Annotated in this window: 18 protein-coding genes; 8 read left to right on the top strand and 10 right to left on the bottom strand. The window is 62.1% G+C overall.

The window, feature by feature from the left end:
- Positions 1-17 precede the first annotated feature (17 nt).
- Together JQ597_RS28050 and JQ597_RS28045 are read right to left on the bottom strand one after the other, a co-directional pair.
- Positions 18-1,265 carry an extracellular catalytic domain type 1 short-chain-length polyhydroxyalkanoate depolymerase gene (locus tag JQ597_RS28050; RefSeq protein WP_212268725.1) on the bottom strand — a complete coding sequence of 416 codons (1,248 nt, stop codon included), beginning with the start codon at positions 1,263-1,265 and terminating at the stop codon, positions 18-20.
- 126 nt (positions 1,266-1,391) lie between these two features.
- A complete protein-coding gene (locus JQ597_RS28045; protein WP_212268724.1) occupies positions 1,392-2,813 on the bottom strand; it encodes an MFS transporter in 1,422 nt (473 codons plus the stop codon).
- Positions 2,814-2,978: 165 nt separating this feature from the next.
- Between JQ597_RS28045 and sthA the strand changes: the two genes are divergently transcribed.
- Complete coding sequence (gene sthA / locus JQ597_RS28040) at positions 2,979-4,361, top strand: Si-specific NAD(P)(+) transhydrogenase (RefSeq protein WP_502754666.1); 1,383 nt, start codon at positions 2,979-2,981, stop codon at positions 4,359-4,361.
- A 47-nt stretch (positions 4,362-4,408) separates the two neighbouring features.
- Here the strand turns inward: sthA and JQ597_RS28035 are convergent, their stop codons facing one another.
- A complete protein-coding gene (locus JQ597_RS28035) occupies positions 4,409-6,025 on the bottom strand; it encodes a hypothetical protein (protein ID WP_212268723.1) in 1,617 nt (538 codons plus the stop codon).
- 103 nt (positions 6,026-6,128) lie between these two features.
- On the opposite strand from JQ597_RS28035, the gene JQ597_RS28030 reads away from it, so the two are divergent.
- On the top strand, positions 6,129-7,109 hold the full coding sequence (locus JQ597_RS28030; protein WP_212268722.1) for a formylglycine-generating enzyme family protein: 981 nt from the start codon (positions 6,129-6,131) through the stop codon (positions 7,107-7,109).
- A 216-nt stretch (positions 7,110-7,325) separates the two neighbouring features.
- Here the strand turns inward: JQ597_RS28030 and trpS are convergent, their stop codons facing one another.
- Both trpS and JQ597_RS28020 read right to left on the bottom strand, forming a co-directional pair.
- Complete coding sequence (gene trpS, locus JQ597_RS28025; protein WP_212268721.1) at positions 7,326-8,351, bottom strand: tryptophan--tRNA ligase; 1,026 nt, start codon at positions 8,349-8,351, stop codon at positions 7,326-7,328.
- A 263-nt stretch (positions 8,352-8,614) separates the two neighbouring features.
- Positions 8,615-9,319, bottom strand: coding sequence for a VOC family protein (locus JQ597_RS28020; RefSeq protein WP_212268720.1), 705 nt, complete (start codon positions 9,317-9,319; stop codon positions 8,615-8,617).
- 187 nt (positions 9,320-9,506) lie between these two features.
- On the opposite strand from JQ597_RS28020, the gene JQ597_RS28015 reads away from it, so the two are divergent.
- Positions 9,507-10,748 carry an LLM class flavin-dependent oxidoreductase gene (locus JQ597_RS28015; protein WP_212268719.1) on the top strand — a complete coding sequence of 414 codons (1,242 nt, stop codon included), beginning with the start codon at positions 9,507-9,509 and terminating at the stop codon, positions 10,746-10,748.
- Positions 10,749-10,796: 48 nt separating this feature from the next.
- Here the strand turns inward: JQ597_RS28015 and JQ597_RS28010 are convergent, their stop codons facing one another.
- Positions 10,797-11,612, bottom strand: coding sequence for an SGNH/GDSL hydrolase family protein (locus tag JQ597_RS28010; protein WP_212268718.1), 816 nt, complete (start codon positions 11,610-11,612; stop codon positions 10,797-10,799).
- Between the two features lie 191 nt (positions 11,613-11,803).
- On the opposite strand from JQ597_RS28010, the gene JQ597_RS28005 reads away from it, so the two are divergent.
- On the top strand, positions 11,804-13,180 hold the full coding sequence (locus JQ597_RS28005) for a cytochrome P450 (protein ID WP_212268717.1): 1,377 nt from the start codon (positions 11,804-11,806) through the stop codon (positions 13,178-13,180).
- A gap of 120 nt (positions 13,181-13,300) precedes the next feature.
- On the opposite strand, the gene JQ597_RS28000 is transcribed toward JQ597_RS28005, so the two are convergent.
- The 3 genes from JQ597_RS28000 to JQ597_RS27990 form a co-directional block, all read right to left on the bottom strand.
- Positions 13,301-13,804: a cupin domain-containing protein gene (locus JQ597_RS28000; protein ID WP_212268716.1), complete on the bottom strand. Its 504-nt coding sequence runs from the start codon at positions 13,802-13,804 to the stop codon at positions 13,301-13,303.
- A 142-nt stretch (positions 13,805-13,946) separates the two neighbouring features.
- Positions 13,947-14,783 (bottom strand): SDR family NAD(P)-dependent oxidoreductase, encoded by an 837-nt coding sequence (locus JQ597_RS27995; RefSeq protein WP_212268715.1) that lies wholly within the window; start codon positions 14,781-14,783, stop codon positions 13,947-13,949.
- A gap of 32 nt (positions 14,784-14,815) precedes the next feature.
- Positions 14,816-16,072, bottom strand: coding sequence for a serine hydrolase domain-containing protein (locus tag JQ597_RS27990; RefSeq protein WP_212268714.1), 1,257 nt, complete (start codon positions 16,070-16,072; stop codon positions 14,816-14,818).
- 182 nt (positions 16,073-16,254) lie between these two features.
- Here JQ597_RS27990 and JQ597_RS27985 point away from each other — a divergent pair, with 182 nt between their 5' ends.
- The 3 genes from JQ597_RS27985 to JQ597_RS27975 all read left to right on the top strand — a co-directional run bounded on the left by JQ597_RS27985 (position 16,255) and on the right by JQ597_RS27975 (position 22,550).
- Positions 16,255-17,232, top strand: a complete 978-nt coding sequence (locus tag JQ597_RS27985) for a sensor histidine kinase (protein WP_212268713.1) — start codon at positions 16,255-16,257, stop codon at positions 17,230-17,232.
- A gap of 181 nt (positions 17,233-17,413) precedes the next feature.
- Positions 17,414-19,231, top strand: coding sequence for a putative bifunctional diguanylate cyclase/phosphodiesterase (locus JQ597_RS27980; RefSeq protein WP_212268712.1), 1,818 nt, complete (start codon positions 17,414-17,416; stop codon positions 19,229-19,231).
- 211 nt (positions 19,232-19,442) lie between these two features.
- Positions 19,443-22,550, top strand: coding sequence for a bifunctional diguanylate cyclase/phosphodiesterase (locus tag JQ597_RS27975; RefSeq protein ID WP_212268711.1), 3,108 nt, complete (start codon positions 19,443-19,445; stop codon positions 22,548-22,550).
- Between the two features lie 24 nt (positions 22,551-22,574).
- On the opposite strand, the gene JQ597_RS27970 is transcribed toward JQ597_RS27975, so the two are convergent.
- A complete protein-coding gene (locus JQ597_RS27970) occupies positions 22,575-23,654 on the bottom strand; it encodes an LLM class flavin-dependent oxidoreductase (RefSeq protein ID WP_212268710.1) in 1,080 nt (359 codons plus the stop codon).
- Between the two features lie 169 nt (positions 23,655-23,823).
- On the opposite strand from JQ597_RS27970, the gene JQ597_RS27965 reads away from it, so the two are divergent.
- Positions 23,824-24,228 (top strand): YccF domain-containing protein, encoded by a 405-nt coding sequence (locus JQ597_RS27965; RefSeq protein WP_212268709.1) that lies wholly within the window; start codon positions 23,824-23,826, stop codon positions 24,226-24,228.
- Positions 24,229-24,230: the final 2 nt, after the last annotated feature.

Below are 24,230 nucleotides of genomic sequence, written 5' to 3'. Positions count from 1 at the left end.
AATTGCGTGAGGCTGCGCTATTTCATCAGGCCCGCGGCGGTCAGCGCGCGGGTGATGACTTCACCGACATCAATGCCGCGGCGGCGCGGGGGCTGCGCCCGCTTGGCGTGGTGAACCCGCGTCGGGCGCGGCGACAACACCGTGGCCAGATCCGGCTCGGGTGCAGGCACCGGAACCGTCATCGCGATGACGCCGGCGCGTTCGCGCGAGATGCCCGTCGGGTCGACCGGAATGGTCTTGGAAACGGCCTTTGAAGCCGCATGGGGCACTGTCCTGGGTTGACGAATTTGGTCGGTCAGGCCGAAGAAATTCGCAATGTGATAGGACGACGAGATGCCTGCCTCGATCAGGAAGGCACCTTGCTCGCCATAGCGCTCGTCATTGTCGGTCGCGCCAAGCGGCGTGCCGTGGGCCATGTCGGTGATGGTGTAGGATTCGACAATGGTCTCACCGTCGGCATTCCACCAGACCTGACGCGGATAGCCGTCGACATCGCCCGTCGACATCGGCGCGAGCGGTAATTGATGCACATCGAGCCACTGTTTGACGATCTCATCGGCATTGCCCGGGCTCACCGTGCGATCGGCGCTGCCGTGCCACACCGACAATTTCGGCCACGGCCCTTTATGCCTGGAAGCGTTACGCACGAGGTCGCCCAATTCGGCCGCGGGGCGCTGTGGCGACTGCATCATGCCGCTCAATGCTTCACGGACATTGCCGGCAATGCCATATGGCAAGCCGGCGATGACGGCGCCGCCCGCGAACACGTCCGGATAGGTCGCGAGCATCACCGAGGTCATGGCGCCACCGGCGGAGAGCCCGGTCACATAGATGCGGCGTGAATCGATGTTGTGATCGTCGACCATGCGCGCGATCATTTGCCGGATCGAACCGGCTTCGCCACCATCGCGCGAAATGTCTTCCGGATTAAACCAGTTGAAGCAGGTGTTGCCGTTGTTCGATGCCTGTTGTTCGGGCATCAGCAACGCAAAGCCGTAGCGCGTCGCAAGCGTCGACCAGCCGGCGCCGCGATCGTAGCCGGCCGCGGTCTGGCCGCAGCCGTGCAGCACGACGACCAGCGCAGGCGCGCGCGGGAGGTGTTCAGGTACGAATGAAAACATCCGGAGCGCGCCCGGATTCGAGCCGAAATCGTTAATTTCGACCAGGGGGCTGTGCACAATGCTCCGGCCATACCCCGACAAGCCATTGAAGGCACTCAGCTTAGGAAGATGGCGGAGAAAGTCGACGTTCTTGGTAAGGGACAACTGGCAGCTCCTGGAGGTGATCGTCCATACAACGTCACCTCAACCAGATAGTTGCTGCAGTGCAAAATAAAAAGACCGTGCACTGTCGTTCCCCAGAATTGAATTTTCGTTATTGACGTTAATTTGTCATCCCAAGGTCGCGCGCCGCATCCATGTCAGGAATGCGGCACATGCCATGATCGACAGTGCGAACAGTGCGCACGCGACAAGAAGCGCCGGTCGCGCCGCGCCCGCGGCTTCGATCGCAAAGAACACCGCGCCGATCGCGGCAACACCGGCAGCGTTGGCGATCTGCGCAATGGTGCCGTACATGCCAGAGCCCGCGCCCGCACTCGAAGGTTTTACAGTCGATAGCACCGCGCTCGACAACGGCGCCATCACCAATCCCTGGCCGTAGCCGAAGATCGTCAGCACCAACGCCAGCACAATGGCTGATGGCGCGCTGCCCCATTCGATCACAGCTACCAGCGCGGCAAGACCTGCGAGCTGCACCGCGCAGCCTTCGATCAGCACCAGCGTGCCGCGATGCCTTGCGCGCACGCCGCTGTGGCGCGAAGCGATCACAAAGGTCAGCGCCAGCGGGATGAAGACGAGCCCGGCCTGCAGCGGCGGAATCTGCAACGCCTTCTGCAAGAACATGGTCATGACCAGATAGAACGACAGATTGGCGAAGAAGAAAAAGAACACCGCTGCCAGCCCGCGCATGAACGCGGGGTCCGACAGCAGCGAAAGATCGATCAGCGGCATGCCGTCGCGGCGCGCGACTGATCGTTCGAGCCGCAGGAACGCGGCGATGATGACGACTCCGGCTGCCATCATCAGCCAGACCCAAGGCGACCAGTGCAGATCATGGCCGAACAGCAGCGGACCGATCAGGCACAGCAAGCCCACGAACAGCACCATCGCGCCGGGAATATCCAGCCGCGTGCCGGCGCGGCGCGGCACGGTCGGCATCAACCGCAAAGCGGCGGCGATGATGACCGCGCCAAATGGCACGTTGACGAAAAACACTGCGCGCCAGCCGAGACCGGCGAGATCTGATGTCACCAGAATGCCGCCGAGAAGAAAACCGGCAGCTCCCGCCAGCCCCAGCACGATGCCGTAGATGGCAAAGGCGCGGTCGCGCGAGCTATCGGCAAACAGCAGATGAATGGTCGCAAGCACCTGCGGCACCATCAGCGCCGCGGTGGCACCCTGCGCCAGCCGCGCCAGGATGAGTTCGGGGCCGGACTGCGCCAGTCCGCACCACAGCGAGGTGACGGTGAAACCGAACACACCTGACATAAACACGTTGCGCGTGCCGTAGATGTCGCCAAGCCGGCCGCCGGTAACCACCAGCGTGGCGTAGGCGATCAGATAGACCGCGATCACGGCCTCGATCTGCGCTGCGCTCGCCTGCAGCTCGGCCGCGATGGTCGGGATCGCGACGTTGACGATGAAGGCGTCGACCCCGAACATGAATTGCGCGGATACCACGATTGCGAGCACCCACCAGCGGCGCCAGGAATCGACTGAGTTATCGACGGGGTTTGCGACGATCTGGTGCATTGGCAGCGGCCTTGTCCGAAATCTGTTGCACGCATCCGTTACAGCTTTCGGTCATGCGAGCGATTACCCGGGAGGTAAGGTCCCTCGGGATTTGGCCCGATTGCTGCATGGCGATTGAGGCTTCCTGCGGCTTTTTCAGGCGCTTGTGAGTTCGGGACGGCCTAGATGTACGACTATGACATGCTGGTGATCGGGTCCGGCCCTTCCGGGCGCCGCGCCGCCGTGCAATTCGCGAAGCTCGGCAAATCGGTGCTGGTGGTGGAAAAGGGCCGCCGGGTCGGCGGCGTTTCCGTCCATACCGGCACCATCCCCTCCAAAACCCTGCGCGAGACCGTGCTCAATCTGTCCGGCTGGCGCGAGCGCGGCTTCTATGGCCGGTCCTACCGGGTGAAACAGGACATCGCCGCCCAGGACCTGATCGTGCGGCTGCAGAAGACGCTCGATCACGAGGTCGAGGTGCTCGAACATCAGTTCAGCCGCAATCTGGTGCGCACCGCCGCCGGCGAAGGCCGCTTTGTCGGCCCGCACCAGATCGAGATAACGGCAGCCAATGGCGAGACCCGAACCGTGTCCGCCGCGCACATCCTGATCGCCTGCGGCACGCGGCCGTTCCGCCCCGATTACGTACCGTTCGACGGCAAGACCGTGTTCGACTCGGACGAGATCATCGACCTGCCGAAACTGCCGCGCAGCCTAGCCGTGATCGGCGCCGGCGTGATCGGGGTCGAATACGCCACCATCTTCTCCGCGCTCGACGTTGCCGTGACCTTGATCGAACCGCGCCCGACGTTTCTCGATTTCATCGACAAGGAACTGATCGAGGAATTCATGCACGAGCTGCGCGACCGCAATGTCGCATTGCGCCTCGGCTCCGCGGTGAACTCGATCGAACACAGCGCGGGCGGCGGCATCCAGACCAAGCTTGCCGACGGCCGCGTCGTGACGTCGGAGATGCTGTTGTTCGCAGCCGGGCGCGTCGGCGCCACCGACCGGCTCAATCTCGGCTCCGCCGGGATCGAGGTCGATCATCGCGGCCGCATCACGGTCGATCCACTGACACTGCAAACCTGCGTGCCGCATATCTACGCTGCCGGCGACGTGATCGGATTTCCGAGCCTGGCCTCGACCTCGATGGAGCAAGGCCGCGTCGCGGCCTGCCATGCGCTCGGCATGGAGCCGCTGGCACCGCCGGAATTTTTTCCCTACGGCATCTATTCGGTGCCGGAGATTTCGACCACCGGGCTGACCGAAGAAGAGGTGCGCACGCGCGGCATTCCCTATGAGGTCGGCGTCGCGCGGTTTCGCGAGACGTCGCGCGGCCACATCATGGGGCTGAACAGCGGCATGATGAAGATGATCTTCTCGACCAAGACCCGCCGCCTGCTCGGCGTGCACATCCTCGGCGAAGGCGCCACCGAGCTGATCCATATCGGCCAGGCCGTGCTCAACCTCAAAGGCACGATCGACTATTTCATCCAGAACACTTTTAATTACCGACGCTGGCGGAAGCCTACAAAATCGCCGGGCTCGATGCGTGGAACAGGATGACGCGGTAGGACTGCCTCGCGGCGCTCCGACTGGCGCCCAGAACACGCTCACCTCGCCATGGCGTCCTGGATTTTCCTGCACGCCATCCCGACCGTGTAAACGTGGATGCTCTCGACGACACAATGATCGGGCCGCAACTCCAGAAGACCACTCGACGTACTGGCGTTGAGTTCCTGCGAGGTCCGCACGACGATGCACGGATAGTCACGGGCGAGCTGATCGTAGCCGTGAACGATGAAATTCCGCAGCGGGACATTGCGGTAGAAGTTGTGATCCAGCAACGGCTCCTTGAAAGCCCGCGCATAGGCTTCCGAGAAGTCGGCCGTCATTTTCGGGGTGCCGAGTGTCATGTCCGCGCCGTGGTTCAACTCGTTCTCAGGCGCGCGCACGAACATGCTGGAGACATTGGCGCAGGTCGGCGCGACGGAGACAACGGCTTGCGACAGCCTGGCGCCGGTCCTGTTGAGGCCGCTCCATGTCACCGCTTCGTCCTTGAGCCTGATCAGGCTCGTGGAAAGAAGGGCAATGCAAATCAATCCTGCCGCGCCGGCAAGCAGGCGTGGCGACAGCGCGGGCCACAGTCTTCGCATCTCAATGATGCTCAGCACGAGAACGCCGCCGGTCAGCGTCCATGACGCAACCATGTAATGCAGGTTGAAATGCTTGGACGTCGCGAGCAGCTGCGCCGCAAAGGCGACGAAACACGCCAGCAGCGTCAGGCTGACCGGATTCAGGTAATCGCGGCTGGTCAGCATTCGCGCCAGCGCAACGCACCCGCCAAGGACGAACACCGCTGAGATCAGGGGGCTCGCCGCGATGATCTGGCCCATGTTCGACCAGAACAGGTTGAAGTCGATGAAGCCCGGCTCGCCGGCGCCGTAGATACCCTTGTGCGTTGCGATGCTCACAAGCCAATGGAATCCGCTCGTGAAGACGTACGGATTCAATATCCTGTTGAAGACAAAAAATCCGAACGCGCCGACCAGCGTCGCCAGCACATACGCCCGCCAGCTTCGCAGCAGCGCCACGGAAAGAATAGCCAGCGGCGCATACAAATATTTGGACGACAGCCCGAGTGCGAACACGAGGCCTTGCGCAACGCCGAGACCTGCGGTCGGCGGCTCCCGGCCGAGCGCCGACTTGAGCACCAGCCCGGTTCCCAGAACGACACATGAAATCATCAGGCTTTCGGGGGTCAGCATCAGTTCGAAGTGCATCAACTCGAAATGGACGAATGGCCCGACCTGTAACAGAACAGCGGCAATCGCGCTTCGCGTCACGCGCTGCACCATGAGGCCGGAGGCCAGCAAGGCGAGCGACATCAGCAGGGCTTCGACGGCCCGCGACGCGTAGATGAATGCGTCGTAGTTCTTCAGCCCGAATTCGATGATGTCGGAACGGCCGCTGATGAATGCATAGAGCTTCATGACGATCCCGCCGAGCAGGATCGTCGTCGTGCCGGGATGATCGTTCTTCATCATGGGATAGCCCGCCGCCCAGGCAAGACCGTTCATCGCATAAGCCGACTCGGGATCGACCTGACGCCCCCACGGCGCCATGTATGCCGAATAGGTCAGGGCGACGATCAGGTAGAGCAGCGGCAATGCCAATATTGCGTATCGTGCCCATGCGCGGCCGGTGGATTCGTCGGGAAAATAGCTCATGGCTTGCTCTAGCTTAGGCGCCCGACGACTTCAAATTTACCGTGAACGCGAATCCCTTGGCCCGCGACCAAGCACCATTACCGGTCCGCGCAAGGGATGACCTATGGAATTCGTGTCGAAGCTTCTCCTTGCGCCGATGGCCGCAGTGCTCGCCGTTTCATTCACTGGCAGCGCGTCGGCAACAAAACCGTGGCCACCGGGCATGCAGACGCCGGTACCGGTCGCGGAAGAAGGCCAGACCCCGCGTCCGCGCGCGCCCCGGCAGTTCTTTCCGGAAAAGCGCGTCCAGCCGCTGACGCCCGAGATCGAGCAGTCGCTCATTCCAAAGGACAGTTTCAAGGAATGCGATGTTTGTCCTGAAATGGTGGTGGTGCCGAAGGGCTCGTTCATGATGGGGACGCCCGCCGATGAGCCGGACCGCTTCAAGGGCGAGGATCCGATTCATCGCGTCAGTTTTGCAAAGCCGTCAGTGGGCCGCTTCACCATTTCGTTCGACGAATGGGACGCCTGTCTCGCCGACGGCGGCTGCGGCCGCGACAAGGGCGACGACAAGGGTTTTGGCCGCGGCCGCATGCCGGCGCAGGGCATCAATTTCGTGGCCGCGAAATCCTATCTGGCGTGGCTGTCGAAGAAGGTCGGCCGCACCTACCGGCTGCCGAGCGAATCCGAGCGCGAATATTTCACCCGCGCCGGCACCTCGACGACGTTCTGGTTCGGCAACACCATCAGCGCGCAGGACGCCAACTACAAGGCATCGATCCCCTATGGCGCCGGGCCGCGCGGTGCGGACAGCAAGGGGCCCGTGGTGGTGGACTCCTATCCGCCCAACCCGTTCGGCCTGTATCAGGTGCACGGCAACGTGTTCGAGTGGACCGAGGACTGCTTCAACAAGCGCTACAATGAAGATACGCCGGTCGATGGCTCGCCCTGGCTCGAGGGCAATTGCGAGCGGCGTATGCTGCGCGGCGGCACCTGGGACTGGATGGCCAACATGGTTCGCGCGGGCTATCGCGAAAACGGCATCGTCGACGGCGGCGGCTACAGTTTTCGCGTGGTGCGCTCGCTGAACGTGCCGGTGCAGTAAGGCAAAGGTGCGGTCATGAAATAACAGGCGACGCCGCTGAGTACGGCGCCGCCTGCGGGTAACTGATTCATTGGAAGCAAGACCCCGGCTCGACCGCCACAGAAGGACCGGGACCTTCGCGTTCTGTTCTGGAATGCTGCTGACAGACCTAGTCAAAGTTCCTTAAGCCTTTATGCATCGCCCTCCGTAGAACTACGATGATGCAAGCAGCCGATCTCATCTTGTTCCGGCTAACGAAAACAGGCCCAAGCCATAGCGCAATTCATCGAAGGTGGCTTGAGTGATCGCGCGCGCCCTGGACGTGCCGGAACGCAGCACATCAAGCACGTAGCCGAGATCATTGGACACAGCCTGGCGACGTTCGCGGATCGGCTTCAGCAGCTCTTGCAACACGTCTTCAAGGCGGCGCTTGACCGTGACGTCGCCAAGCCCTCCGCGCCGATAGCGCGCTTTCAGTTCATCAACGGCGGCTTGGTCGGTGTCGAACGCATCAAGGTATGCAAAGACAACATTGCCTTCAACGACCCCGGGATCGGATGCGCGCAAGTGATTCGGGTCCGTGTACATGCGATTTACAAAAGCCCTGATCTCGTTGGGCGAAGCTGAAAGCGAAATCGCATTCCCCTGGGATTTGCTCATTTTCGCCTTTCCATCAGCGCCGGGAAGTCGTCCCGTTGCCGGAATGAGCGCCTTTGCCTCCACCAACAGCTCACGACCGACCTGCCGATTGATCCGACGAACGATTTCATTCGTCTGTTCGATCATCGGAGCTTGATCCAACCCCACCGGCACGACGGTCGCCTTGAATGCCGTAATATCTGCGGCCTGCGCCACCGGATAGCACAGGAAGCCCGCGGGAATGTCCCGCTCAAAGCCCCGCATCTGAATTTCATCCTTGATCGTCGGATTGCGCTCCAACCGGGCCACGGAAACAAAATTGAGATACAGCTGGGCAAGTTCGGCAAGCGCCGGCAATGCAGATTGCACGCAAATGGTCGTTTCGCCCGGATCGATGCCGACGGCCAGGTAATCGAGGGCCACTTCCATCACATTGCTGCGCACTTTTTCGGGATCGTCGATATTGTCCGTCAAGGCTTGTGCATCGGCCAGCAAAACAAACTGTCGATGCGTGCGCTGAAGCGCAACCCGATTTCTCAGCGAGCCTGCATAGTGGCCAAGGTGAAGGGGTCCGGTGGTGCGATCACCGGTGAGAATGATTGGTCGCACAGTCTCGACAAGCATATGGCTTCTCCTGATTGGAGCCGCCGCGATTGGAGACTTGCCGGAAAACGACCTTGGCTCACCCGATCACGGCGGCGAAGGTCGTTGAAAATAGTAACGCCGTGCCGCTCCTTAAAAGGAGCGCCACCAAGGTGCCTTGAGCGAAATGCATTTGGGCGTCATATGCCGAGCATGCCATCGATGGCTGCGCCCGGCAAGGCGATACTTGGCGACGCGTATCCCAAAATCTGCTGATGCGCCCTACGGATCATCGTCACATAAACCTATCCATGCGAAGGCTCCAGCGAACCAGTGAGCGACGCCCGCTGCGACAGCTCGATCCAGTTGCCGTCGGGATCGCGCACCATCGAGATCCGCGCCGTGGTCCCCAGCGTCACCGGCGCGCGGGCTTCGCGGCCGCCATGGGACAGCACGTGAGCGTGCTCGCGGTCGACTTCGAAGACCTGGAACGTGATGTAGCGCCAACCCTTGCCTTCAAAAGCAGCATCATGCGGCGCGTCGGCCGCGGGCTCGACGATTAGCACCGTGTCGCCGGCGAGGAACGTCTCGGCGCCATTGGCGTTGGCTTCACCTAACGGCAATCCCAGTGCTTCGGTGTAGAAACGGCGATGCGCCGCGACGTCGCGAACGCCAAGGCGAATGCCGATGCGCTCGATGCCGTACATGCCTCTCGGCACCAGCGAGACGCGGTTGCCCTCGGGATCGGCCATCGGCTGCGGCGCAGTCAGGCCATCGCGTGCTATCAGCAGTTCGAGGTAACCCGACGGCGGATTGTCCGGCAGCGGTTCATAGACCTGATTGATCTTCAGGATCGAGCCGCAGAGATCGTGGCGGTGCTGCTTGTAGCCGCGGCGGATCGGTTGGGTGTGGTCGAACCGTAGGCCGATCTCGTTCTGCCAGAACGCAAGCGCTGCCGGAGCGTGATTGGTGGCAAAGCCGATGTCGATGCGGGGTTTTGCCAGATTCATCGGGCGAGGATGCGATTCATGGTGGTCCCTGAGGTGAGTGGCAGTAATTCCGGCCGACGGTATGTCAGCCAAACTTGCGCGACAACCATGCGCCAGCGGCGGGCTTGGAGGATTGCCTTGCCCTGCCCCACCCCGTAGTTTGGCACCGAGCAATTCCAAAGAACAATAAATCCGGAGAGAAAACCCCATGGCGCGCCTCAAATTCGGAGCCTTTCTCGCCCCGCATCATCCGATCGGCGAGAATCCGCTGCTGCAATTCCGCCGCGACCTAGACTTCGTCGAGCAGATCGACGCGCTCGGCTTCGACGAATTCTGGTGCGGCGAGCACCATTCTTCGGGCTGGGAGATGATCGCCTCGCCGGAAATGTTCCTGGCCGCCGCCGGCGAGCGCACCAAGCGCATCAAGCTCGGCACCGGCGTGGTGTCGCTGCCGTATCACCATCCCTACAATGTCGCGCAGCGCATGGTGCAGCTCGACTGGATGACCGGCGGCCGCGCCATCTTCGGCTCCGGTCCGGGCGCGCTGGCCTCCGACGCGCATACCCTCGGCATCGATCCGATGACGCAGCGCGACCGCCAGGACGAAGCGATCGCGGTCATCCGCCGGCTGTTCAAGGGCGAGCGCGTCACCGCCAAGAGCGACTGGTTTCAGATGAACGACGCCGCGCTGCAATTGCTGCCGCTGCAGGAAGAGATGCCGTTCGTGGTGGCGTCGCAGATTTCGCCCTCGGGCATGACGCTGGCGGGCAAATACGGCATCGGCATCATCTCGCTGGGTTCGATGTCGACGCAGGGCCTGATGGCGCTGCCGACGCAATGGGGCTTTGCCGAGGACGCCGCCAAGAAGGCCGGCACCACCGTGAGCCGCGCCGACTGGCGCGTGCTGCTCTCCTGGCACATCGCCGAAACGCGCGAACAGGCCTATCGCGAGGCCGGCCCGGGCCTGATGAAGTGGCACAATGAATATAATGTCGGCACGCTGCAACGGCCGGGCCTCGAGCCGTTCAAGTCACCCGAGGACGCGCTTGAGAAAACCGCGGGCGGCGAAGCCGCCGCTTCCACCATCGGAACACCTGACGACCTGATCAAGACCATCAAGAATCTGATGGCGGTTTCCGGCGGCGTCGGCACCATCGTCGGCTTCGTGCATGACTGGGCCAATCCGGAAAACACCCGACGCAGCTGGGACATGGTGGCGCGCTACGTGATCCCGGAGATCAACGGCTACGTGAAGGGACTGCGCGAGTCGCAGAAATTCCTGGTCGAAAACCGCGCGGTGTTCGAGCGCGCAGGAAAAGCCGTGATGGCCAAGATCATGGAAAACGACAAGGCCGCCGCGGCCCTCGCGGTCACCGGCCCCGGACGGGTGGCGATCCCCACCATCAATGCGCCGGACCTGCAAAAGGAAGCCGCCAAGCGCAAGGCCTGACGTTTCGAGCGCCGCGGATGCTCTCCGCGGCGCCCCACTCCAGAATTTCTACTTCGCGTAATAGCTCTGCACGGTTTCCCACGCCACGGTTTGCAGGAATTTCGCGGTCGGCGCATCGATGCCGGCGAGATACGGGTTGCCGACCGGCGAGCGCCCGGTCAGCGACGCAAACACCACGCAAGTCGCGAGATACGTGCCGGCCAACGACGGATGACGCTTGTCCGGCGCATAGAGGTTGAGCTCGGGCTGCTTGCTGATGGCGCGTGCGAAGGCAAGGCCTGCGGGAATCACCAGCGCGTTGTTCTCGTTGCCGGCAATCGTGTAGGCCTCGGCCAATTGCGCCGTCATCTCCGGCTTGTCGGCATAGGCCCAGGACATGAAGAACGCGGGCTTGGCGCCCCTGGCGCGCACGATGGTGCTGTTCTTCTTCGCATAGTCGGTGAATACGGTTTTGAGCGTGGGATGGATCGGGCACTGGCTGCAATCCATCATGACGGCGACGTCGAACAGCCGGTCGAGCTTGTTGAAGACGACATTGTTGTTCGGGTCGAAGGAATAGCTGCCGATCGCATTGGGCCGGAAATAGCTTTCGATATCATGCCAGTCGAAGCCGGAACCGCCGATCGTCACCATGGTGTTGCGGTAGGCCTGCACGTTCTCGGGGTCGGCGGCCTTTTCCATCAACGACAGATGACCCGGCAGGCCGTTGTTGTAATAGAAGAAGCTGTTGCCGATGAAGATTCCGGTTTTGGGGAAATCCGGACCAAAGCTGGTGATGGCGGGCATGGTCTGCGCCTGTGCGGCGATTGGTCCGGCGACCATCGCCGCCAGCGTGACGGCAATCACACCCAATAGTCTCGACATATCAGTTCTCCCTGCCCGGCTTGATTTTGCCACACCCTAGCACGGCCCGCGGCCTTGTGGCGCGGTTTGGATGAAGCGGCGCGCCACCGGCGCTAACGGCTTTGCATCGACGCAACAAAGCGTTATTTTCCAGCCTTGGTTATGCCGATGATCCCACATAATGGGCCAGAGCCGAACCGGAGCAAATCGCCATGTCGATGCAGAATGTGGCCTCCCCCGCGATCACCCTTACACCGCCGAAGCGTAATTCACTCAAGCACATACCTGGCGACGAAGGCTGGCCGGTGATCGGAAAGACGCTGGAGGTCCTCGCCGATCCCAAAGGGCAGGTCGAGCGGATGCACGCCAAATTTGGCCCGGTCTATCGCAGCCACGTGTTCGGCGAGACCAGCATCAACCTGCTCGGCCCCGAGGCCAACGAACTGCTGCTGTTCGACCAGGCCAAGCAATTTTCCTCGACCCATGGCTGGGGCATGATCCTCGGCCGGCTGTTTCCGCGCGGGCTGATGCTGCTGGACTTCGAGGAACATCGTTTGCACCGCCGTGCGCTGTCGGTTGCGTTCAAGTCGGGACCGATGAAATCCTACCTCACTGATCTCGACCGCGGCATTGCCGTGCGCGTCAAGCAATGGAAGGCGCAACCCGGCGAGATGCTGGTCTATCCCGCGATGAAGCAGCTCACGCTCGATCTGGCGGCAACATCGTTTCTCGGCGCCGAGATCGGTCCCGAGGTGGACGAGATCACGCGCGCCTTCGTCGACATGGTGGCGGCGGCCGTGGCACCGATCCGATACCCGCTGCCGTTCACGCAGATGGGCCGCGGCGTCGCGGGGCGCAAGCGGATCGTCGCCTATTTCTCCGAACAAATTCCGATCCGCCGCGCGCGCGGCGGCGGCGACGATTTGTTCTCGCAGCTTTGCCAGGCCACCCATGAGGACGGCGCGCTGCTGTCGACCCAGGACGTCATCGATCATATGAGTTTCCTGATGATGGCGGCGCATGACACGCTAACGTCGTCGTTGACCTCCTTTGTCGGCGAGCTTGCCGCGCATCCAGAATGGCAGGCGCGGCTGCGCGAGGAAGTCAAAGGGCTCGGCATCGAGGCCAACGACCCCTCCAGCATCGACAATCTTGAGAAAATGCCGCTGAGCGAGATGGCGTTCAAGGAGGCGTTGCGGCTGAAGCCGCCGGTACCCTCGATGCCGCGCCGCGCCGTCCGCGATTTCACCTTCAAGGGCTATGCGATCCCGGCCGGCACCCTGGTCGGCGTCAATCCGCTGTTCACCCATCACATGGCCGAGATCTGGCCCGATCCGGACAAATTCGATCCGATGCGTTTCACCGACGAGGCGCAGCGCAACCGTCATCGCTTCGCCTGGGTGCCGTTCGGCGGCGGCGCGCATATGTGCCTCGGGCTGCATTTTGCCTATATGCAGGCGAAATGCTTTGCACGGCATTTCCTGCAGAATCTCAGTGTCTCGCTGGAGCCCGGCTACAAGCCGGACTGGCAGATGTGGCCGATCCCAAAACCGCGGGACGGACTGAAGGTCGTGCTGAAGGCAGTGTGACAGAGGAATGCGTAGGGTGGGCAAAGGCGCACTTCGCGCCGTGCCCACCATCTATCCGAGGCCGTTGGCAGAATGGTGGGCACGCTTCGCTTTGCCCACCCTACGATCTACGATCCCCAGCTACTCCACAAACGTCGTGAGCTGCGCGCCTTCATCGGCGACGAATACCGCGATCAATTCCGCGGGCTCTGTCATGCTGGCATTGGCCGAAACCAGGTGCACGGCTCCGGGCGGTTCGAAGAACGACTGGCCCACCTTGAACGTCTCGACGACGCCGCCGGCAAGCTGCGAGCGGATTTCGCCCTTGGTGACATAGGCGGTGACGGAGCCGGCATGCCGGTGCGCGCGGGTGAACCCGCCGGGCCCGTAGAACACGCGCACGATCGTCACCCTCTTGCCCGGCACGTTCGGGAGCGCGTAGGAGCCGATCGGCTCGACGGTATCGAGCGGCGAGCCTGCGGCCGCAGCGTTCGAACAAAGCGGCTCGATAATCGCCGAGATCGCATCCATCGTGGAGGGCAAGGTCTTCCCGATCACGAAGGCGCAGGCGAGCCCGGCGATCACGGCGAGATAAAACGGCCGCCCTTGGGGGCTGGCGGGTGACAAACCAAGTGTTGCAGACATTTCTTCTTCTCCTTCCACTATCTCGTCGTCATTGCCTGCAACAAACGCAAAGCGTTTGTGCTAGCGAGCGCAGCGAAGCAATCCATGGCGCAACGAAGGAAGAATGGATTGCTTCGCTTCGCTCGCAATGACGGCAAAGTACCTATCCCTGATCGAATGCCTTGCGCAGCGCGACATAGCCCTGCTGCTGCTGGGTCCAGTTGCGGCCGCCGGTGATGGCGCCGTCGACAACGAGATCGTGGCCGTTGATGAAAGAGGATTCGTCGCTGGCGAGGAACACCGCGGCATGCGCGATATCCGCTGGCAATCCGGCGCGCGGGATCGGCTGCGCGGTCTTGTAGACCTCACGCATCACGCTCGGGGTCTTTTCGGCGGCTTCCACCGAAAGGCCCAGCGCCTTGCCGAAGATGCCGGTCGCGATTGCACCCGGCGAGATCGAATTGACGCGGATGTTGGATTCGCCGAGCTCCATCGCCGTGCATTTGGTGAGGTGGATGACGGCGGCCTTGGCCGCGCCGTAGACCATCGATGACGAGAAGCCGGCAAGCCGCCCTGCGATACTGCCATTGTTGATGATGCTGCCGGAGCCTTGCTTGCGCATCTGGGGTGCTGCGTGCTTCATGCCGAGCATCACGCTGCGCACCAGCGTCGCCATCGCCGCATCGAAGCGATCGACCTCAAGGCCTTCGATGCCGCCGGTCTGGGCCGGACCGCCGGCGTTGTTGAACAGACAATCGATCCTGCCGAACTTTTCCACGCAAAGCCCGATCAGCGCCTTCATCTGCTCCTCGACCGTGACATCGGTCTGACGAAAGATGCAGATAGCGCCGAGTTTCTTGGCCAGCGCCTCGCCCTCCGGCGCGCGGCGCCCGGCGATGACGATCTTCGCGCCTTCGGCGACGAAAATTTCCGCCGTATGCAGTCCGATGCCGCTGGTCGCGCCCGTGATCACCGCGACCTTGCCGTCCAGCCGTCCCATTTCACCATCCCCTTTGCGAAACCTGAGAAATCCTAGTTGATGATCGCGGACTGGACCATGGTCCGGAACTGATTGCGCAGCATGATCCGCACGCCGTCATCGACCTGCACCATGTAAATCGCGATCAATTGTTCCTTGGGATCAATCCAGAACAGCGTGCCGGCGTTGCCGGCCCAGCCATATTCCCCGAGCGAGCCCGGCAAGGCGGCATCCCCGACGCTGGTCCGAACCTCGAAGCCGAGGCCAAAACCCAGCCCCGGCGGCCGGCCCGGCCGCGCCAAAGTATGATCCGCCGTCATGAAATCGACGGTCTTGTTGCCGAGCAGGCGCTTGCCGGCGAATTCGCCGCTATCGGCGAGCATGATCGCAAAGCGCAGGTAGTCGTCCATCGTGCTGGTAAGGCCGCCGCCGCCGGATTCGAAACGGGGCTTTTGCGCCACGTCGAAGCGCGGCGTCATCGGCGGCGATTCGGGCATTTGCCAGGGCTGGGCGGCGCGATTGAGCTTGTCGGACGGCACAGAGAAGCCCGTGTCGGTCATGCCGAGCGGCGTCAGGATGCGCTCGTTGAGGAATTCGCCCAGCGTCTTGCCCGAGACGACTTCGACCACGCGTCCCAGCACGTCGGTCGACACCCCGTATTCCCAGCGCTCGCCGGGGGAGAACCGCAGCGGCAGCTTCGATAATTTCGCGACAAACTCCTCATTGCTGGCATCACGGCCACCGATCCTGGCCTCGATATAGGCTGCATTGATCAGCGATTTGCCGCGCGTGCCGTAGATCAGCCCGGAGGTGTGCCGCAACAGGTCCTGCACCGTCATCTCGCGGGCGGGATCGGTCAATTGCAGCACCGCCTTGTCGTTCTCGGTGGTCTCCTTGCCCACCTTCATGCGGCCGATTTCCGGAATATATTTCGAGACGGGATCGCTGACCTGCATCTTTCCCTCCTCGACCAGCATCATGGCCGCGACCGAGACGATCGGCTTGGTCATGGAATAGATGCGGAAGATCGAGTCCGGTCGCATCGGGTCTTTCGCCGCGCGGTCGCGGAAACCCATGGTCTTGTGCCAGGCTACCTTGCCGCGCCGCGCCACCAGCATCACGGCGCCCGGCACCAGCCCGGTTTCGACGTGTTTCTGGGTCACCGCCTCGATGCGCGCCAGCTGACTGGAGGACAGGCCGACGTCTTCGGGCGTCACAGCCATGGGGAGCACCGGGTCCGCCCAACTGTTCCCGGTGGCCGTAAGGACAAAGAGGGCCGATGCGCCGAACGCGCGAATGAGACGGTTCATCCATTCCTCCCGTTTTTGTTGATGCCAATATTCCCGCCCGCCGGGAACAACGCAAGCGAGCTTATCGCGCTGACATCGCCATGGCAGGACCGCCTCGTCGTTGCCGGCGGGCTCGATATCCCCGATTTCCGTTAGGGTCGGCCTTATTTTGGATTCGCTGATCACGTGAAGTGACAACACCGATGACGAAATTGATCGACGAGTTCAGGCATGGCTGGCAGGGAATTTCCCAGCCCTCACCGCTATTCAGCACCGCCTTTGCGGTCTGTTGCCTCGTTTTGGCGACCCTGGCGCGGTGGGGACTGGCCCAGATCCGCCCCGACGTATTCTTCACGCCGTATTTTCCGGCCGTGTTCTTTGCCACCGCCTTTGGCGGCTTCCGGATCGGGATCGCAACGGCGCTTGCCGGCGGCACGCTTGGCGTCGCCATCAATTTCAGCGGCACCGTGGCCGATTCCGCGCGCCTGGCGTTGCTGCTGATTTTCTGGGCGGTCTGCGGCCTCACAATATGGGGCGTCGAGCACTACCGGACCATCGTCGTACAACAGCGGCAGATCGCCAAACGCCTGACCGAGGAAGAGGAATACCGCAAGCTGATCGTCGACGAGCTGCAGCACCGGCTGAAGAACAAGACATCGACGATTCACGCCGTTCTGCACCAGGTCTTGCATGATGAACCGCAGGTCTGGAACAGCATCGATCACCGGATCCGCGCGCTGTCGGCAACCGACGATCTGATCGCACGGGTCGATGGCAGCGGCTGTGATATCAAGGACTTGCTGCGCTCCGAACTCGGGCCTTACGGCCATGTCCGATTCAACCTGAACGGCGATCCGCTATTCCTTCCGGCCAAGCTGGCGGTCAGCCTGGCGCTGATTTTCCACGAATTGGCCACCAATGCCGGGAAGTACGGCGCGTTTTCCGCTGCGAATGGCATGTTGCAGGTGTCGTGGACGGTGTCAGACGACAAACTCAATGTGGCTTGGCTCAAGATCACCTGGGACGAAACCGAGGGACCTGCGGTTGAAAAAATCGGAGCGCCGGGCTTCGGCACCAAGCTGTTACAATCGGCACTCCGCTCGTTCGACGGCAAGACCGAAGTCAGTTTCCTGAAGACCGGCGTTCATTGCACGATGCAGTGTCGCATCCCCGCAAGCTGAACGCGGTTGCACAACCTGAAGGCACAATTCGCAATTATCGCACGCGGCCGCATTCCGAATTGAGATTCTGTTAATGACGATTGCGGCCGCGTGGTCCGAAAGCGCCAACTTCTAGGAGTGTCGCGGTTTTTCACAGTTCCACTTAACCAAAATTAGAAGGGACTTTGGCAAGCTCCGCTGCATGCATAGTCCCTATAAACATGACCTTCAGGCGGCAGCGACTGGCGCCGGTAACGAAGGCGCTTTTGGTACCGAATTGAGCATTCTGCGGGATGTCCTCAGATTGCTTCCGACCGGCGTGACGGTTCAGGACGAGCAAGGCGAGTTCCTGCTGGTGAACGACGCCGCCGCGGCGTTACTGCAGATGGCCGCGGCCGCGCCTGCGCCCTCGCAATTGAGCGATCGCCAGGAGACCTGTCTCGATTTGCTCCGCAGCGGCCACGCGGCCACACTGGAAGAGGCCGTGACCTCCGGTCCGGCCAAGCACGTATTTCTCACCTCACACCGGCCGATCCAGATCGCCGGACGCAATTTGCTGCTCTCGAGTTCCGCCGATATCACCGAACAAAAGGCGTTCGAGGATTCGTTGTTCCGCTCGGCCTATTATGACGAACTAACGGGATTGCCGACCCGGCGGGTGATCGAACACCGCGTCAACACGCTGCTCGCGCGCGACAGCGCCCAAGGCAATTTGCAACAAGGCCATTTGCAACAAGGCAATGTCCACGGCCACTTCGCGCTCGCGTTTCTCGACGTCGATAATTTCAAGCACATCAACGACTATTACGGCCACGCGATCGGCGACGCCTTGCTGGTCGAAATGGCCAAGCGGCTGGGCATGGATTTGCGCGAATCCGACATCCTATCGCGGATCAGCGGCGACGAGTTCATGCTGCTGCTCAATCCGGTCCAAAGCGAGAGCGAAGTCGCCGAATACATCCATTTCATGCTGCAACGGCTGAAGGCGCCGTTCTTCATCGACGAATCGGAGATATTCGCTTCGACGTCGATCGGCGTCAGCCTTTATCCCGAGCACGGCAAGACCTACGACACGCTGCGCCAAAATGCCGATATCGCGATGTACCGCGTCAAGAACGGAGCCAAGGGCGGGGCAGCGTTCTTCGACTCCAGCATGGAACGCGAGGCGCTGGCGCGGATGAAGGTCGAACAATCGCTGCGGCTGGCAATCCTGGAAAAGCGCTTCTGCTGTGCGTTCCAGACCAAGGTCGACATCCGCACCAAGGCCGTCAAGGGCATCGAAGCGCTGGTGCGGCTCAGGGACGATGAGGGCGTGATTCAGGCCCCCGGCACCTTCATCAAGCTCGCCGTCGAACTGGGGTTGATCGACGAACTGACCCATCTGGTGCTGGCGGAGATCGTCAAGTCGATCGACCTGATCAACGAGACCTTCGGTCCCGATACCACGATCAGCATCAACGTCGCGGCCAAGCAGGCCGGCAATCCCGAATTCATGCGGCCGTTCGCGCAGGCGCTGGAGGCGACCGGATTTCCGAAGCGCTTCATGATCGAGGTGACCGAAGACGCTTTCGTCACCAAGACGCATTTCCAGGATGAAATCCTGCCGATCTTCCGCAAGCTCGGCGTCGGCATCTCGATCGACGATTTCGGCATCGGCTATTCGTCGCTGTCGGCGCTGGCCGACATCACCGCCGACGAAATCAAGATCGATCGTTCCTTCATCACCGACATCCATCTGCGGCCGCGCAGCCAGGGCATTTTGCGGGCGATCGAATCGCTGAGCGAAGCGCTCGGCATGACCGTGATCGCCGAAGGCCTCGAAACCTTCGAGGAACTGGCCTATCTGCAGGCCGCGACCAAGATCCGCTATGCGCAGGGCTATTACTTCTCCAAGCCGATCTTCCTGGAAGATCTCAGGCCGGCCGCACCGCTCGCCAGCGAAACGCGCGCCAGCCTGTCGAGCCGCCCGGCACAGGAAACCCGCCCGGCCTTTTCCCGCGCCAGCGGCTATCGCCGCTGAGGCAGCTTAGCGTCCGCGCATCGCCCCCGCCGACCCCAATCCCGAAAGTTGTAAAAGTAGACAGATACCACCTTGCGCACCACGCAGCCGGCCATGCGCGCAGTGCGGCCGCAAACGGTGCCTAGAGGGCTGGATTAAACCTTAGGTAACCGGATTTCCTAACGGCTTATGACATGAGCGCATCGTATGTAGTTCCCGGGGAGAAGGGGGAATGCGCGTTCTGTTTCGCGACCTGAAAAGCATGGTGTCCCGAGCCGCGGCGGCCAGTCGGCGTCTCGGCACGACGATCCGTGGTCCGGTGCTGTGGCTGACCGTTTGCGGGGCCCTGCTGGTTGCGGCGATTTTTGCCGGCACGATCATGATGGTCGCGGAATTCCGCGAGCGCGCGCTGGCTAACAGCGAACGCGAATTGCAAAACACCGTACTGCTGCTCACCCGTCACTTCGACCAGCAATTCGAGGACTCCGACACCATCGCCGCCGACGTGATAGCGCGGTTGCACATTCCCGGCATCGCTTCGCCGCAGGCGTTCCGGAAATTGATGTCGAGTTTGGAAGCTCACGAAATCCTCAGATCCAAAGCCGGCGTCCTGTCCTATCTCGGCGACATTTCGATCTATGACGCCGACGGCAACATCATCAATTGGTCGCGGCCGTTACCGACGCCGGCCCTCAACATCTCCGAACGCGCCTACTTCAAGTCCTTCAAATTCAATCCGCAATCACCTTCGATCCAGACCGAGGCGCTTCGCAGCCTTGTCAGCGGCAGTCTGAACACGGTCGTTGCCCATCGGCTGACCGGCGAAGATGGTGTCTTTCTCGGCGTGATGACGCGGCGCATCGATCCTTCCAATTACGTGAAGTTCTTTGCTTCCGTCGCGATCGGAGCGGACGCCGCCGTTTCGATGTTTCACGCCGACGGCACCCTGCTGGCGCGACATCCGCGCGCCGAACACCTGGTCGGACAAAATTTCAAATCGGCGCCGCTGCTGCAGCGTGTCCTGACGCAGGGCGGTCAGCAGACGCTGCGCGTCAAAAGCCCGATCGACAGCAGGGAACGGCTCGGGTCCGCGGCCCAGTTGAGCCGCTTCCCGATCATCGTCATCGCGACCAATTCGATGACCGCCGCGCTGGCCGATTGGGAGGCCCAGACCAGGTTCCTGGTCAGCGCCGCCATCTTGTCGGCATCGACGATCGCGTTGATCCTGTTCCTCATCATCCGGCAGATGACCCGGCAGAGCAAAGAGGCGCAGCAACGGCTGGAATCGCAACGGCACCGGCTCGACACCGCGCTCAACAACATGATCCAGGGCCTGGTGATGTACGACGCCTCCGCGTGCATCGTCACCGTCAACCAGCGCTACATCGACATGTTCAACCTGTCGCCGGACATCGTAAAGCCCGGCTGTCATTTCTCCGACCTGATCCAGCACCGCAAGGACAAGGGAGCCTTTAGCGGCGACGTCAAGGAATTCTGTTCCGGCGTTTTGCGGAATATCGCACGGGGTGAGGCCGACCACAGCATGATGCAGTGCCCGGACGGGCGAAGCTTCCTGGCCATCAGCCGGCCGCTGGCGCATGGCTGCTGGATCGCCACCATCGAAGATGTCACCGAGCGTCGCAAACTCGAGCAGGAACGCGACCGCAACCATGCTTTCCTGAGCCAGATCATCGATCACATCCCCTCGCAGATCACCGTGAAGGGCGCCCGGGATCGCCGCTACCTTCTGGCCAACCGCGTGGCCGAAACTCAATTCGGCATTTCCCGCGACAGCATCATCGGCAAAACCGCCTTCGACATATTTCCGCAAGCATCCGCCGAGATCGTCACGGCCGACGACGACAAGGCGCTGCGATCCGCCGACGGCCTGTTCAAGGACGAGCATCTCTGGGAAACCCAGGCGATGGGCCGTCGCTACATCACCTCCAGACGGCTCGGAATTCGCAATCAGGCCGGCGAGCCCAGCTACATCGTCCATGTCGTCGAGGATGTTACCGAGCGTCGCCGCGCCGATGAAAAGATCGCCCATCTCGCGCATTACGACGCGCTGACCGACTTGCCGAACCGGGTGTTGTTCCGCGAACAGATCGAGCGCGAGTTGCAGAAGGCCGTCGGCGGCGAACAATTCGCGCTGCTCTATATCGATATCGACGAATTCAAGGGCATCAACGACTCGCTCGGGCATCATGTCGGCGACGAACTGTTGAAGGCCGTCGCCTCCCGTATCAAGGACTGCCTCAAGCCGACCGATCTGATTGCGCGGCTCGGCGGCGACGAATTCGCCGTAATCCAGACCGCGGCCGGCGACCGCGACGACGTCGTCGAATTCGTGACGCGGATCCAGGAGGCGATCCGGCAACCCCATCATTGCCTCGGCCATCAACTCTCGACCGACGCCAGCATCGGCATCGCGCTGGCGCCGCAGGACGGCACCGATCTCGACCAGCTGATCAAGAGCGCCGATCTGGCGATGTACGGCGCCAAGGCCGAAGGCCGCCGCACCCATCGTTTCTTCGAGCCGGTCATGGATGCCCGCGCCAAGGCGCGGCTGACCATGGAGCAGGACCTGCGGCAGGCGATGGTCGATCGCGGTTTCGAAATTCACTATCAGCCGCTGCTCGACCTCGGCAGCAACGAGGTGGTGGGCTGCGAGGCGCTGCTGCGCTGGCGCCACCCCGGACGCGGCATGGTCTCGCCGGCGGAATTCATCCCGCTGGCGGAAGATATCGGCCTGATCAACGAGCTCGGCGATTGGGTGCTGCAGACGGCGTGCATCGAGGCCGCCAGCTGGCCGGCCCATGTGCGACTCGCCGTCAACGTCTCGCCAGTCCAGTTGAGATCCCAGACACTCGCACTTCGGATCATGGGCGCACTTGCCACCTCCCGCCTGCCGCCAGATCGGCTGGAAATCGAAATCACCGAGGCGGTCCTGATCCATGACGACGAGACCGCGCTGGCGATCCTGCATCAGCTCCGCGCCATCGGCGTGCGCATCGCGCTCGACGATTTCGGCACCGGCTTCTCCTCGCTGAGCTATCTGAAGCGCTTCCCGTTCGACAAGATCAAGATCGACCGCTGCTTCGTCAGCGACATCGAGGTCGACGGCTCGGAGACGATCGTGCAGGCGGTGGTGAACATTGCGACTTCGCGCAACATGATCACGACCGCCGAGGGCGTCGAAACCGAACAGCAGAAGGCCTTGCTGAAGAGGCTCGGCTGCACCCAGATGCAGGGCTACCTGTTCAGTGCCCCCAAGCCGGCTGCCGAGGTGCGGCGGTTGATCGGCGTTGGCAGCGAAGCCGCGCTCGCCTCGGCCTGACCCGCGATGTCGACCCGCGCGGCCCTACGCAGCCCAGCGACCCCGATTGTTCTCGGCGAGGATGGGGCGGATCATCCGGCCGAAACGCTCGGCCTCCTCGTCGTGCAAATAGCCGGACAGGCAGAACGAATGGCAGCCAGCATCGATGAATTGCTGCAGCGTATCCGCGCATTGCGCGGGATTGCCGACGACGGCGATGCCGGCACCCGGGCGAACCTTGGTGATGCCGGTCCATAGATGCGGCAGCAGCAGGTCGCCATGGTCGCGGGCAAGCTGCTGCACGCGCAGGTTCGCCTCTGACTTGTTGTAGAGCGTCTTCATCTCCTGCTTCTGCCGGTCGGTGGCGTGACGCACCAGCTGATCGGCGGCCTCCCAGGCGTCCGCTTCGTTTTCACGGCAGATCACCTGCAGCCGCATGCCGAATCCGATGTCGTTCTCGCGGTCATGGGCACGGGCCATCTGCTTGATCTCGGCGATGTTTCCGGCGATCCGTTCCGGCAGGTCGCCCCAGAACAGATGCACGTCGGAATGTTTCGCCGACAATTCCCAGGCCTGGCGCGAGCCGCCGCCGAGATAGAATTTTGGAAATGGCTGCTGCAAGGGACGCGGCCTGATATGCGCGCCCGACAGTTTGTGGAACTTGCCTTCGAACGTCACCGGGCCGCGCGTGGTCCACAGCGCCTTGAGGATCGAGACCTCCTCCTCCATCAGCGCGTAGCGCTCCTCCTTGGCGTAACGCACGCCCTCGCCTTCGACCTCGCTCTCGTTCTGGCCGGCAATCAGATTGATGCAGATGCGGCCGCCCGACATCTGGTCGAAGGTCGAGATCATCTTGGCCAGCAGCACCGGATTGATGTAGCCGGGCCTTGCTGCAATCAGCGGCTTGATCGTCCGCGACCGCGCCGCCATGAACGCGCCCGTGATCCATGCCTCCCAGCACACCGAGCCCACCGGTATCAGCAAATATTCGAATCCGGCCGCTTCCGCCGCCTGCACCACGCGATCACAGAGTTCAGGGGAACCTGCGACCTGCGCCTCCATCAGCCCATAGGCCGTGGTGTCGCCATGCGTGGGCAGATACCAGCCGAATTCGAGCGGACGCATCGACGCTTCTCCCTAAAGGACGCCTGTTGTTCGGATCGTATTGGAAAGCAGTTTAGCGCCTGAACGGCCTGCGGCAATCGAGTTCCGGATGCCGACGCGCACAAGCCAATTCCTGCCGCAGCGGGCTTTTTGAGTTTCAATGGCGTCCCCGGCACGGTAGAGATGGGCCATGTCACCGGTCTCGCTACTTCTGAATATTGTCTGGATCGTGCTTGGCGGCGCGTGGATGGCATTCGGCTGGCTGGTGGCCGCCGTGATCATGGCCATCACCATCATCGGCCTGCCCTGGGCACGGGCGGCGTTCAATATCGCGGCCTACACGCTGTTTCCGTTCGGGTTCAGGGCGGTGTCGCGCGACCTCTATACCGGTGAGGAGGATATCGGCACCGGGCCGCTCGGCGTCGTCGGCAACATCATCTGGCTGGTGCTGGCGGGATGGTGGCTGGCGCTCGCGCATGTCGTCACGGCGATCGTGCTGGCCGTGACCATCATCGGCATTCCCTTCGCCTGGGCACACCTCAAACTCGCCGGCATCGCGCTATGGCCGATCGGCAAGATCATCGTTCCGGCGTAACG

This window comes from Bradyrhizobium sp. AUGA SZCCT0177, assembly GCF_018130125.1.
Classification (GTDB): Bacteria; Pseudomonadota; Alphaproteobacteria; order Rhizobiales; family Xanthobacteraceae; genus Bradyrhizobium.
Note: the sequence above shows the minus strand (reverse complement) of the source record. Positions and strands in the feature narration are given on the sequence as shown.

What these genes read in the sequence shown, in the direction of transcription:
- JQ597_RS28030 (WP_212268722.1), top strand. Translation starts at nt 6,129, where the DNA reads ATGGAATTCGTGTCGAAGCTTCTCCTTGCGCCGATGGCCGCAGTGCTC.
- JQ597_RS28005 (WP_212268717.1), top strand. Translation starts at nt 11,804, where the DNA reads ATGTCGATGCAGAATGTGGCCTCCCCCGCGATCACCCTTACACCGCCG.
- JQ597_RS27970 (WP_212268710.1), bottom strand. Translation starts at nt 23,654, where the DNA reads ATGCGTCCGCTCGAATTCGGCTGGTATCTGCCCACGCATGGCGACACC.
- JQ597_RS27975 (WP_212268711.1), top strand. Translation starts at nt 19,443, where the DNA reads ATGCGCGTTCTGTTTCGCGACCTGAAAAGCATGGTGTCCCGAGCCGCG.
- JQ597_RS28035 (WP_212268723.1), bottom strand. Translation starts at nt 6,025, where the DNA reads ATGAGCTATTTTCCCGACGAATCCACCGGCCGCGCATGGGCACGATAC.
- JQ597_RS27995 (WP_212268715.1), bottom strand. Translation starts at nt 14,783, where the DNA reads ATGGGACGGCTGGACGGCAAGGTCGCGGTGATCACGGGCGCGACCAGC.
- sthA (WP_502754666.1), top strand. Translation starts at nt 2,979, where the DNA reads ATGTACGACTATGACATGCTGGTGATCGGGTCCGGCCCTTCCGGGCGC.
- JQ597_RS27990 (WP_212268714.1), bottom strand. Translation starts at nt 16,072, where the DNA reads ATGAACCGTCTCATTCGCGCGTTCGGCGCATCGGCCCTCTTTGTCCTT.
- JQ597_RS27980 (WP_212268712.1), top strand. Translation starts at nt 17,414, where the DNA reads ATGCATAGTCCCTATAAACATGACCTTCAGGCGGCAGCGACTGGCGCC.
- JQ597_RS28015 (WP_212268719.1), top strand. Translation starts at nt 9,507, where the DNA reads ATGGCGCGCCTCAAATTCGGAGCCTTTCTCGCCCCGCATCATCCGATC.
- JQ597_RS28020 (WP_212268720.1), bottom strand. Translation starts at nt 9,319, where the DNA reads ATGAATCTGGCAAAACCCCGCATCGACATCGGCTTTGCCACCAATCAC.
- JQ597_RS28000 (WP_212268716.1), bottom strand. Translation starts at nt 13,804, where the DNA reads ATGTCTGCAACACTTGGTTTGTCACCCGCCAGCCCCCAAGGGCGGCCG.
- JQ597_RS27985 (WP_212268713.1), top strand. Translation starts at nt 16,255, where the DNA reads ATGACGAAATTGATCGACGAGTTCAGGCATGGCTGGCAGGGAATTTCC.
- JQ597_RS27965 (WP_212268709.1), top strand. Translation starts at nt 23,824, where the DNA reads ATGTCACCGGTCTCGCTACTTCTGAATATTGTCTGGATCGTGCTTGGC.
- JQ597_RS28010 (WP_212268718.1), bottom strand. Translation starts at nt 11,612, where the DNA reads ATGTCGAGACTATTGGGTGTGATTGCCGTCACGCTGGCGGCGATGGTC.
- trpS (WP_212268721.1), bottom strand. Translation starts at nt 8,351, where the DNA reads ATGCTTGTCGAGACTGTGCGACCAATCATTCTCACCGGTGATCGCACC.
- JQ597_RS28045 (WP_212268724.1), bottom strand. Translation starts at nt 2,813, where the DNA reads ATGCACCAGATCGTCGCAAACCCCGTCGATAACTCAGTCGATTCCTGG.